At 47.6% G+C, this 12,128-nt stretch carries 10 protein-coding genes; 5 read left to right on the top strand and 5 right to left on the bottom strand.

Translation table 11 applies throughout. The features are described 5' to 3' along the window. Positions 1–99: 99 nt before the first annotated feature. Both RDU59_12590 and RDU59_12585 read left to right on the top strand, forming a co-directional pair. Complete coding sequence (locus RDU59_12590) at positions 100–630, top strand: transposase (protein MDQ7839317.1); 531 nt, start codon at positions 100–102, stop codon at positions 628–630. Between the two features lie 164 nt (positions 631–794). Then, positions 795–1,637, top strand: coding sequence for a response regulator (locus tag RDU59_12585; protein MDQ7839316.1), 843 nt, complete (start codon positions 795–797; stop codon positions 1,635–1,637). Here the strand turns inward: RDU59_12585 and RDU59_12580 are convergent. From RDU59_12580 to RDU59_12565, 4 genes are all read right to left on the bottom strand, one after another. Beyond that, positions 1,634–3,262, bottom strand: coding sequence for a hypothetical protein (locus RDU59_12580; GenBank protein ID MDQ7839315.1), 1,629 nt, complete (start codon positions 3,260–3,262; stop codon positions 1,634–1,636). The two genes, RDU59_12585 and RDU59_12580, sit on opposite strands and share 4 nt — an antisense overlap. A gap of 456 nt (positions 3,263–3,718) precedes the next feature. Beyond that, positions 3,719–4,648, bottom strand: coding sequence for a universal stress protein (locus tag RDU59_12575; protein MDQ7839314.1), 930 nt, complete (start codon positions 4,646–4,648; stop codon positions 3,719–3,721). A gap of 442 nt (positions 4,649–5,090) precedes the next feature. Continuing rightward, entirely contained in the window at positions 5,091–6,074 is a 984-nt protein-coding gene (locus tag RDU59_12570; protein MDQ7839313.1) for a hypothetical protein, read from the bottom strand. Positions 6,075–6,086: 12 nt separating this feature from the next. Continuing rightward, a complete protein-coding gene (locus RDU59_12565) occupies positions 6,087–6,788 on the bottom strand; it encodes a hypothetical protein (protein ID MDQ7839312.1) in 702 nt (233 codons plus the stop codon). Positions 6,789–6,903: 115 nt separating this feature from the next. On the opposite strand from RDU59_12565, the gene RDU59_12560 reads away from it, so the two are divergent. Genes RDU59_12560 through RDU59_12550 form a run of 3 tightly spaced genes read left to right on the top strand, consistent with a single transcriptional unit; the run spans position 6,904 to position 11,464 of the window. Beyond that, positions 6,904–7,821 carry a glycosyltransferase gene (locus RDU59_12560; GenBank protein ID MDQ7839311.1) on the top strand — a complete coding sequence of 306 codons (918 nt, stop codon included), beginning with the start codon at positions 6,904–6,906 and terminating at the stop codon, positions 7,819–7,821. 3 nt (positions 7,822–7,824) lie between these two features. Next, entirely contained in the window at positions 7,825–9,477 is a 1,653-nt protein-coding gene (locus RDU59_12555; GenBank protein ID MDQ7839310.1) for a thiamine pyrophosphate-binding protein, read from the top strand. Positions 9,478–9,511: 34 nt separating this feature from the next. Beyond that, a complete protein-coding gene (locus RDU59_12550) occupies positions 9,512–11,464 on the top strand; it encodes a hypothetical protein (GenBank protein ID MDQ7839309.1) in 1,953 nt (650 codons plus the stop codon). Here RDU59_12550 and RDU59_12545 read toward each other — a convergent pair. Further along, the gene (locus RDU59_12545) at positions 11,433–11,948 is read right to left on the bottom strand and encodes a low molecular weight protein arginine phosphatase (GenBank protein MDQ7839308.1); all 516 of its coding nucleotides are present in this window, start codon (positions 11,946–11,948) and stop codon (positions 11,433–11,435) included. The genes RDU59_12550 and RDU59_12545 overlap by 32 nt on opposite strands. Positions 11,949–12,128: the final 180 nt, after the last annotated feature.

Raw genomic sequence — 12,128 nt, 5'->3', positions numbered from 1 at the left:
TATTAAAAGGAGAGCTGCCTAAAGTGGCCCTGTCCACTATTGACAGTACACCCCACTTTCTGTAACCGCCTCATTGCATTTTGCACACAAGCCTGCGACGTGGGACAGAAATTAAAGACCGGTGATATCCTTTGGGACGAGACAACCGGTATCAAAAAACGTTTTGTCAAACAACTAAAAAATATTTGCAAAAAACCGCTTGTATTTAAACCAGCTGAAACCCTGCGCGCCTATCTATATGGACCTGAACAGAAGTCTCTCTTTACCTTCCTTGGGCACCACGGGGTCCCACCAACAAACAATCATGCCGAACAGTCTCTCAGACATCTGGTGATCTTCCGTAAGATCTGCTTCGGCAACAGATCGCAAACCGGACTAAAGACCCATGGCGTTCTATCCAGTCTCGTACAAACCGCCAGAAGGCAGAATGTCCACCCAAGACAATTCCTGCAAATATTGCCGGCAGATGATAAAGGGTTTGATTTAGTCTTGAACCCAAACCATCTTTGCCTTATACTCGTTCTAACTGAAAGCAAGTTTGACGGCCTCGTAAAAAGTCCATTTGCTGCGTTGCGCGGCATCCTTCGTCACTGCGGCGTAGCTATGGAAATAGTTCACCGTTCACCGTAAGTGCATGGCTTGTTGACGGACAACGGTCAACGGATAACGGTAAACTGATAATAGGATTTGCGCGCCTTGCAACCGGAGCTTTTTACTGTGCCGTCCCAATTTTGACTTTTTACGAGATCATCAAGTTTGTATCCATTAAAAACTCAATCGGGGAGGGGTATACCATGGCGAAACTTCTGCTAATTGATGATGAAGAAGGTATCAGAAAGATCCTGGGCATGTCGCTTAGAAGTGACGGATATGAAGTGGTAACTGCGGAGGATGGGCGGCAGGGCCTGGACCTGTTTCGAGAAGGACGCTTTCCGATAGTGCTGACCGATCTAAAAATGCCTGAATTGGATGGGATAGAGGTCTTAAAGAGGATTAAGGAGATCGAACCCTCTGCCGAGGTAATTATTATTACCGGCCACGGGAACATGGAGGCTGCCGTGCAATCGCTTTATTTAGGCGCGTCTAATTTTGTCACTAAGCCGGTAAATGATCAAATCCTTTCTGCAGCCTTAAAAAAGGCCGAACAACGAGTGGAAATGGACCGGATGTTGCGGGACTGTACCCAAAACCTGGAGGCCATGGTAAAGGAAGTTGCCGAGGAAATAAGAAGGAGATATGAATTCGAAAGTAAACTTATACAGCGCTGGATTGAGGGAATTATTGCCACGGATAACGAAGGGAATATTGTAGTATTTAATCCTACCGCGGAAAAGATATTTGGGTATAGCCAGGATGAAGCCAAAAGTACAAAGAAGGCCCATGACATCTATCCTGAAAAGATAATACAAAAGATTGCCGATGTCTTTTCCGGTAAAAAGGGCAGAGGAGACGATATCTTTACCGAAGAACATACATCTGTAGCGGGGAAAAACGGTGAACCGGTACCGGTGCGAATTTCAGGCGCGATACTCTATGAGGCCGATAAGCCTATAGGGAGTGTTGGATTTTTCCAGGACTTGAGAGAGATTAAAGAATTGCGGGAGGAATTTCTTCCTGAATCTGACCGGGCTAGCTAGGAGCGGGGGGTATCTCTCAAGGTCAACACGATGGCCATCAAGAAGCCGGCAACGCTGCCAACGCCAAGAGCATTTTTATGGTATTGTCCGATATTATCAAAGATGTCCCAGGTAAGGTCAGGATATAGATGGGTTATGACGGATGAGCCTATCGGAATTACAAGGGCCGCGATGACAAAAGCGATGACTTCCAGTATGAGAAGGTGCTTGCCGAAGGAGCGCATCACGTTAATCCCATTTTCTAAGGATGCCATCCTGCCCACTGTAGTAACCATCTCTTTCAGCTCTGACGCCAGTTCTTCTGCCATCTGGCTGGCCTGTTTAAAGGCGTTTGCCTGGTCAGATTTGGCCAGGCTTGCGGCATAGTTCAGTTTTTGCCGGGTCTCGTTCAAAAGTGGCCCCACTGTCCTGAAAAACCCCTTCAGAGGATATTTTTTCCAATAAATCTCATATTTCCTCAGGTGATTATCCTGCGAAGCAATCTGCTTTAGAAGATTTATCCTGATGGTCTTCTGTATTAAATGGTACCGGTTGATGAGCGTGGTAGCGATATCTTTGGCCTCTATGTAACCGAGGTAACTGTCCTGTGCCGCAAGTTGTTTGATCTTATCGAGAAGGGTCTTGTTCTCCTGGTAAATTTCATTTTCTTCGTCCAACCACTCAATCATGGAGTTGACTTTGGACTCTGCGGCCTGGACTACGTCCTTGGTTTCTTTTCGGATACCTTCCAGCATTTCGTTCAGGAGTTGTTCAACAAGCCCCTGTGTAGGCAAGAGCCGTGGATCGATAAGGGCGTAAAGGAAAAATTCCGGCTGCTGCAAAATAATTTTTTGTAATTTAATGATGTCTTCATCGTGAAAGACCCTTTTTGCCTGCAATACAATTTTATAATATTGGGCATCTAAACAGTCACGATCAAGGTAGATAATATCATGCACCTTTTCCTCTGCTTTTTCGTATGCCTTGAATACTTCGTGAAGGCGGGCAATTAAAAAAAGCGCGTGTATCTGTTGCAACTTATTGCGCGAGCACTCTTTTGCCCGTTCAAACTGGTAAAGCGCTTCAAAACGATTTCCCTTTTCCAATTCAAGGAGGGCTGTGGCCATGTACAGCCTGTAGTCGTCAGGGTCTTTATCCTGGGCCGTTTTCAAAAACTGCTCGGCTTTATCCGTCTGTCCTACACGGATGCAGTCCAGGGTCAGCCATAACGGGCCTCCCTCCTCCCTTTGCTCTCCCGCAGAATATAGCATGTCCCAGGTGACAGCCTCTGTTTGCCACACCCGTTTTAGAAATCTGAGCTGAAATATCTCTGTAAGGTCAAAAAAGGTATGGTAAGCTGCCAATACTTCATTTTGACCATATATAGCCTGAACATCGCTTGCCTTAAGATTGGCTACACCTTCATTGTGCTGTTCTGGATTGCTAAAGGCCCCGGCAAAGCAATTAGTTATATGCTCGATAGAGAGATGGCCGAACCGGGTGAAGACCCTGGAAGATAGTTGAAGATTTTTCGAAGGGCATACCTTGAGGTCGTGACGGCAGGAGCCGCAATAAAAACATTCCTTGAGGTCACCCTCGACCATTAACGCCCGATGAGGAAAAAGTATCTTGTCTTCCGTAACCACCTGGTCTCTATCCGATCCGGCAAAAATACCGCATCTTTTCTTGAAATTTTGGGTTCACGTCACAAGTAACATCTGTACGTTGCCTTGCATCAGGTCTTGAAAGCTACGCAAGGTCTTTCGCAACTTAGATAGTCCAATACGCTGCCTTTACATTGGCAACTCCATAACATTTTCAAAAGCCGAAAGGGGACATAGAAAAAGTTCGGGGGCCACCACCGGGAGGCAGCGATGACCCCTTTCGAGGGTTATATGGACGTTTACGTTCTTATCGGACGTTTTTCGAGAAACATTATTTTTCGTATCAGTTTAGCCTTTTGAAAAACCGGCTAAACTTCAATTCAAAATGCAAGATTCAAAGTGCAAAATTCAAAATGTTGATGGTTTTTGCCCGAAATTTTACATTTTGCAATGAGATTTAGCGCATTTTTAAGAGCGCTAAATTGTTACTATTTTTCTTTATTCTTCAAGCTTTAACAAGGCTTCCGGTCTGGTAACGGTAATCAATGGACAATAAGATTCCGATCCCAACTTTTCCACCACACTTCCCACGTACCACCTCTCCGCCTGTTCTCTGACATGGGAACCGACGACGATAAGGTCGATCTGGTTTGAAGTAGCGTATTTTAGAATCTCTGCAGAAGGTTCTCCCTCTAAGACATCACAGGCATAATCAATCCCTTTTATCTGCTTGGCATACACCTTCTGCACTTTTTCTTTTACCCCGGCAATTTCCCTTTCTATCTGCGCCGGGGTGTATGCCACCCGTTCTCCGCGCGGAATCCTCAAGACATGCAGGATGTGCAGCCTGGAATTATATTTTTGCGCTGCCTTCAAAGATAACTCAAAGGCATATTGACATGTCTCCGAAAAATCCGTACCGAACAGAATCCTTTTAAAGGCCAATTTTTCTTTAGGTACATCACGGCTCACGATCATCACCGGGCAGTGAGCCCGCATAATGACTGCTTCTACGGTACTGCCCAACCCCTCCACAGTCCGCATGCGCACCACGCCTTTCTCCTCAGCCTTACCTCTGTGGGGCCCAAGCACCATAAGGTCGGCCCTGGTGGCCCTGGCCATTCTTAAGATTTCCAGCCATGGGAACCCCGGCCTTACTTCAATAACATAGTCCTTACAGCCGATCAGCGACTCAGCGCATTTCTTCTTTATCATCCCCTTTACCACGTCTATATACTCTGCGGTAACCGCCACATCCTCACCCGTTCTAAAATCCTTTACCCATTGCCTGCGTATCAGGTCAGAAGACTCGAGCACATGCATAAGACAAAGCCCGGCCCCTTCCTGCTTCGCCAGATGAGCTGCCACTGCTGAAGGGGCGTCACAAACATCTACTGAATCTGAAGTTGTTAATATTTTCTTAAACATAGATATTCCTCCTTTCTTAATCTTATTGAAAACTGATCTAAACCGTCATCGGGTTGTGGCCCGAAAGGCGATCCCACAGCGGGATCGCCTTTGCCTCTAATCCATATTATTTAGTATAGGGCAATAGATAATAAAATTACAACTCTCTTTTGCTGTAATATGATTTATAATGTCTCCCATAAACACAGATGGAGCCATCAGCGGTCAGCTATCAGCATTCAGCTTAATCTGTTGTTTATATTAATTTTTTGCTGACAGCTAATCGCTGATGGCTGAAAGCGTGAAGACGGAAACGGTAGTTTCCGGGTGAACACTAACTAACAAAGGTCATACTTATAGGATTGAAGCTCCCCGCAGCAAGCTGCGGGGAATCTCCGTATGTAAGGTAAAATGCATCGTATTCGCTTGCTAACCCCGCTGCAAGCAGCAGGGAATGCGCTCGCTATGCATGTTCCAGCGTATCATCGGGGTAAAATGAGACCCACGCCCCGGCTTTGAGTAACGCCCCCTGAGAAAGCGTATCTTTAGCCAGATAACATCGCTTTAAGCGGCCGTTATCGTGAAATCCTACCCAGGCCCGGCTCTTACAGGGAATCCCCTGGAACTCCGTATCCAAGGCCAATTCACAGGCTGAAAGGCGCCCGTTTTTGTGGAAAAGTACAAACGTGGCAGCCCGGGCCGGAACGCATTGAATTACCTGATCACCGGATAGATAACACCTGAGCAGGTTTCCATTGTCGTGTAAATTTACCCTGGTATCCATTCGGCATGAAACACTGTGGATAGCGGCATCACCGGCTAAGACACAAGCGGAAAGGCTGCCATTGTCATAAAACCATATCCAGTTATCCGCACGGCAGGGAACATCCCGGATAGTTTTGTCCCGTACCATATAACAACCTGCGAGGCGCCCATTATCATGGAATAATATCCGTGTTCCGGCCTCGAAGGGGATGTCCTGAATCAGCGCCGGCCCTGAAAGTTCGCCGTAAACCAGCGCGCCGTCTTCCCTCATCTCCACTTCCGTCCCGGCACGGCAGAAAATGCCCTGGATCAGTGTATCGCACGCCAGAACACATCTTCTCAGGCGTCCGCTCATCCAGAATTCTATATCACTGCCGCCGCGGCACAAAATATCCTGCACGGTTGCCTCCTGAGCCAGTCTGCCCCGCCACAGCCGGCCATCTTCTTGAAGCTCGGCCCTTGCACCGCCCCTGATGGGCACCCCGTCAAGGCTGATATCTGCATCAGGTTCGCAGCGCCACAACCAGCCGTTTTTGTAAAATTCGATCTTTGTGCCGGCACGACAGAAAATACCCTGCACTGCCGTGTCCTGTGAGAGATCACAACCGGCAATCCCGTTCCCATTTATAAAATTAACTCGTGATCGGGCATTACAGGGGACATGGACAGACATATCGTTCATCGTCCTGTAATCTCAGGGAATTAAAATGCCGTTCTCATCAAATTTGACCGGCGTTCCGGCAGATAATGGAACACCCTGGATATCTACCTCCCGGGAGAGAGCGCCGCCCGCCAATTTACCATTACTATGGAACCAGATGAGTGAGCCGGCCCGGCAGGGAATATCCCGAATAATATAGTCCCTGGCCAGGGTCCCGGCAGAAAATTCGCCGTCTTCATAAAACCATACCCGGCTCCGGGCCTGACACGGAATATCCTGAATAACCGTATCCCCGGAAAGATCGCAGGCCGACAGCCTGCCGTCGGCAAAAAAGCAGATATCGGTTCCAGGGTTGAGTTGGATGCCCTGGATGCTGATTTTTTCAGAAAGTTCGGCCCGAAACAAGCACCCATTTTCATGGAAAATGGTCAACGCCCCGGCCTGGCAGGGGATATCGCCAAACCGGAAATCTTTTGACAGCCGGCACACGTGGAGTTGCCCGTTTCTGTGGAATTCCACTTCCGCTCCCCCCTGACAGGGAACGCCATGAACTACAGTGTCTTCCGATAGAAGACAACGCCATAGGAAACCGTCTTCGTGAAAACCTATTACGGTGCCCGTAGGAAAACATACGCCCTGAATGACAGCAGCCGTAGAGAGTTCACAGATCTTCAGGAATCCGGTATCAGGGAAGGTGACCCGGGCCTCTTCTTTACATGGAATTTCCTGTCGCATAACCCTATTTCTTGACAAAGACTTATACCATAAGGTACAAAAACTTATCAGATTCTTATCTTATACCGAGTACAAACGCCGCACTAAACGTTCACACGTTCGAACGGATACCCTTATGAAGAAGGAAAAACCACTCCTTCCGCCTCTCCATATCGTAGCCTACTCGGATTCTGACCCCGTCGTGGAGCGAAGACCGTTATGGGGCGATTACTGGTTAAAGGAGTATCTGACCGGCGAATTCAAAAAATTAAATTATCCTTTAACCCGGACGATCCCAGGGGTGTTACTGCACCTCTTCGGAAAACCTCTTGAATCCTTACCGGAGGGCACCCATAAAATCCTCTGGCACCACAGCCATCCCGACTGGATCACTCCCCAAATTCTTTCTCAATACCACAAAATATATTGCGTCTCCAGACCTTTTATAGGCAAATTAAAACAAATGGGGTTTGAGGCGGAATGGTTGATGATCCCCACCCGAGCCCGGCCTATCCAATGTCCTAAGATATATGACATCGTCTTTGTCGGCAACGCACGCCGCGACGGCGCCAGGCGGGCCATTCAAGAGCTTGCCGATAGTCCTTACCATATCAAGGTCTGGGGAACAGGCTGGAATGGTCTTATCCCTGATAAGTGGCTGGCCGGCAGCTATTATGCAAACCAGGATATTAATAAACTGTATGCGGCCGCAAAGATAGTGGTAAATGACCATCATGAAGACATGCGCCGTGAAGGCTTCATAAATCCACGCATCCTGGATGTGCTGGCCAGCGGCAGTCTGGTTATTTCAGACTACGTCACCGGGATGGAAGATATATTCGAAGATTCTATACCTGTTTACCGCTCCCCGGACGAGCTAAGGTCGTTGGTAAAAAAATATCTATGCGATAATGCGGCCAAAAAAAAATTGATAGAAAGAGGCCGGCAAATAGCTGTAAAATTTTCTTATAGCAAGGCCGCAGTAACTATTGTCAAACACATAGAAGATAATGTACTATCCGAAGTACGGAGAATGCGCGTAAAGGGCAGTTGATATATGGATATTACAGTTGGTGAACTGGTTGTTCGCTATTTGCAAAAACTGGGTGTCAGGCATGTATTCGGAATCCCGGGAGCCCATATCCTGCCCGTATTTGATAAACTCTATGACTCCGATATCAAGACCATATTGACGAAACATGAGCAGGGCGCGGCTTTTATGGCCAGCGGTTATGCGCGGTGCTCGGGCAAAATAGGCGTCTGTATCGCCACCACCGGCCCCGGAGCCACAAATCTGGTAACCGGGATAGCCAACGCCTTCATGAACGGCACGCCTGTCCTGGCTATTACCGGGGAGACCCCCACCTATTCATTCGGCAAAGGGGCCTTACAGGAAAGTTCAGGCGAAGGCACTGCCGTTAATCAAAATTATATATTTAGAGGAGTCACAAAATATCATAAGCTCGTCCAGCGAATCGACTACTTACCGCATGTCTTGAGATCCGCTACCAGTGCCCTTTATGCTGCTGTACCCGGCCCGGTCCTGTTGAGCTTTCCTTATAACGTCCTTCGTGAAAAGGTAGATGCTGATATCCTCGAAGATATAGAAACCGGCAAAAGCAGGAGTTCGGCCGAAGACTGTGCCATTCCCTTAGAGGGCATATTGGAATTGGTGAGGAAGGCAGAGTATCCCGTTATTATTGCCGGTTACGGCTGTGTGTCTTCTCTGGCCGAGGGAGAGATATCTAATTTTTGTGCCCGGCTAAATATCCCGGTGACTACCAGCCTCAAGGCGCGGGGAGTCATTCCAGAAACTAACGATTTATCTTTGGGCGTCCTGGGTATAACGTCTAAAGAATTGGCTTATCGCTACCTGACCGAGAAAGCCGACCTTCTTATCTTTCTTGGGGTCAGTTTCGGAGAAAGGACGAGCTACAACTGGAAGCCTGCCCTATTAAACGGGAAGAAGATTATCCAGGTGGACATCAATCCAGCCCAACTGGAAAAAACCTTTGAAGCCGATCTGGCTATTTGCTGCGACATAAAGAAAGTCTTAAATAAATTGGAAGAAGCCCTTAAGGCCAACCCCATAGAACCTAAGGATACCTCTTATCTCCCCTATTACCGGGACCAATACAGCCACTCTACGCTGAATGATGAGGATTTTTCATTGATCAGCTACTTCCTTGCCGGACTCCACGAACATCTGAACGGTAATGCTGTTATCTTTGACGATAACATCATATACATGCAGCACTACGTTAACCTTACAAAGAACCGGTGTTACTTCCCAAATTCAGGCATTTCATCTCTAGGGCACGCGGTCCCGGCGGCTATAGGAGCCAAACTCAGCGCCTCCAAACCAACCCTCGCCATTCTGGGTGACGGCGGATTCCAGATGTGTTGCATGGAGCTTATGACGGCGGTTAATTATCAGATACCGGTCACAGTCATTCTTCTTAATAACTCATCTCTGGGCCTGGTCAGGAAAAATCAATACTATAACTATAGTGGCCGGTACATAGCCTGTGACTTCATAAATCCCGATTACGCCTGTCTGGCCAAGGCATTCGGCATTAATTACGGGAGGGTGGCCTCAAACAGTGAGGCCGATATGGTCATTGAACAGACAGATTTTCCAAATGGGATTAACCTCATCGAAGTCATGATGAACAAGGATGGATTTCCCACGTACTCGTCGGGAAGATAGACACCTGTGACAAAAACAACTTATGGAGCCGATTTTGTCTCAGAAAACCCTTTTTAAGAATATAAATATCCTTTTTAAGGAAAGGGCCGGCGATATGGCTATTTCGGCCCTTGCGGATAAATTTTGTTCGCTGACCGATGGACTGAATAGTAATAGCGGGGTTTGCCGAAACATAAGACCAATCGCTATCGTCTATGAAGGGGCCTTACTCGCCCTTGAAAAATACATGGCGGAGACTGGATTTAAACCGGGTTTATTAACCTTACATAAAGACATATTTAAGGAACTGGAAAATTTACTGGCCCTGCAAAATACCGTTGAACGCCACTCGTTTCTGGTCGTCATACCCGTAGCCGACCGGCCTGTTATGCTCAAAAATTGTCTGGAGAGTATATTGCGGCAGTGCGCCGATTTCGGCTATGGAGGGAAAACAGTTGACGATATAACCGGAACGCAGGCCTATGCCAAGATCAGCGCACTGATTATCGACGACAGCAAAGATAGGGCAAATATCAATGCCCACAAGGCCATGGCCGGGGATATAACCAGGGCCGGACTCCGCACACATTATATAGGCCTTGCCGAACAATCCGGCGTGGCAAGCGAAATTCCGGAGAGCCTCCGGAAAGACTTAAAACATATCATAGGAGACTGTGCTGACGGCGTACGGCCGCACAAAGGGGCCTCTGTCACCCGAAACATAGCCTACTTATGGATAAACAGGTATCTAAAAACCCATCCGGAAAAGACCCTGATTTATTTTATCGATAGTGACGAGGAATTTGCCGTCAAAGTAGAGACAGAAAAAGGGGCTGCGGATATAGACCTGATTAACTATTTTTACTGGCTGGACAAATTATTCAGCTCCGCGGACATAGAGATCCTGACCGGTAAGGTGGTAGGCGACCCGCCTGTATCGCCCGCGATCATGATTAATACCTTCCTGGATGATGTGCTTCTGTTCTTCAAACAAATATCCGGTTGCAGCGCAGGTGATCCCTGTATTTTTCACGGCACGCCATCGTCCAGGCACAGCCCGGCTCACTATAATGATCTGGTTAAAATGTTCGGATATAAATCCTCAGCACAGGCCTGTCCTTACCCTTGTCCCGTTAAAGGCAAACACACCATCAGCGATGCCTTTAAAGGGTTTTCAGAAAAGATAAACGGCTTTTTCTACGGCTTACACCCGACGCGGGAGACCATTTATTACTACAATGGTAGTCCGCTGGATATAGCTCCGGCCAGAACCGTCTATACCGGAAATTTTGTCTTAAGGCCGGAGGCATTGAGATATATTATCCCCTACGCCGATCTGAAACTGAGGATGGCCGGCCCGGCCCTGGGTAGATTACTTAAGGCCAGAATAGGTAAACGATTCGTCTCGGCCAACCTGCCCTTACTGCATAAACGGACATTAGCCGCTAACCATCAGGGAGAATTCAGGCCCGGCATTAATAATCAGGATAGAGGGGTGGACCTGACAGACGAATCTATCCGGCAGTTCTGGGGCGATGTCCTCCTCTTTTCAGTAGAGGAGTTGACAAAACACGGCTATCCCGATACGCAATTGAGACTGGAATCTCTGGCTAATGTCGTAAATAAAACAAAAGGAAAAATGTGGCGCTTATATACACAAAATAACGAGGCTATTTCGGAGAAGATGGCGCTGCTCAAAGATTATCTGACAAATCCCGAACACTGGTGGAACCGTTCTGAGGGCCTGAAGGGGGCAGTCGGTCATTATAATGCCTTCTGTTCCAATGTAGAGTTTAATTTTGGGATACAATCAAAGGGCTATCAGGACTTAAAGGATACTTTTGTCCGCCGCGACTTTTCCTCCCTCATCGCAAAAGCCCTCTATGACTTTTATGAGGATGAACGCCTCTGGCATGAAGTCCTTAACGGAGACGGTGTAGATGACTCAGCTGAAGAAAAAACGGGCAGTCTTTTAGTTAGTGGCTCCTCTGTATCAGGCGGCCTCTAATCATCTCATAAAAATTGTTTACGCACTCATCGATCTTACGGAAGCATATTTGATATTCCCTCAGGCTTCCTCCATAAGGGTCTGGGATCAAGTCCCCGTCTCCCTGGTGGTCCTGTGCAAACCGGATAAGATTAAAAGTCTTATCCTTCACCCAGATATCCAGGGATAGAACGTGTTCGATGTGCAGCGGCTCCATGGCCAATATCATATCGGCCTCGTGAGCCATATCCGTGGTGAGCCTTCGCGCCCTGTGGCTGCTCAGATCAATCCCGGCGTCTCTGGAGACCAGGATGCTGTTTTCCGTGGCCAAATTTCCTTCCCTGGCATGACTCCCGGCTGAAAAGACGCAAATATCTGCCTCCACAGGAACCATCTTCTTAAGAATGGCCTCAGCCATGGGACTGCGGCAAATATTCCCGGTACATACAAACAGAACGCTTTTGATTATCGGCGATACCTGTGAAAGATCAACCTGACCAGGCATGATCATCCTTTAAACGATTCTCATTATTTGCTAACCCAACAATAAACGTGGATAGGATTTATGTAGCACGCCTCTCCCTAAATTACAATACCGATACCGACCGGGGTTCCCTAAAAAATCTGAAAACTCCGACCCCGTTTTGTGTAATGGATTCGGATAGGTTTTAGAAGCCTGTCTATT

The sequence above is a fragment of the Thermodesulfobacteriota bacterium genome (genome assembly GCA_031082315.1).
Classification (GTDB): Bacteria; Desulfobacterota; QYQD01; order QYQD01; family QYQD01; genus QYQD01.
This window is presented reverse-complemented; position numbering and strand designations above follow the sequence as displayed.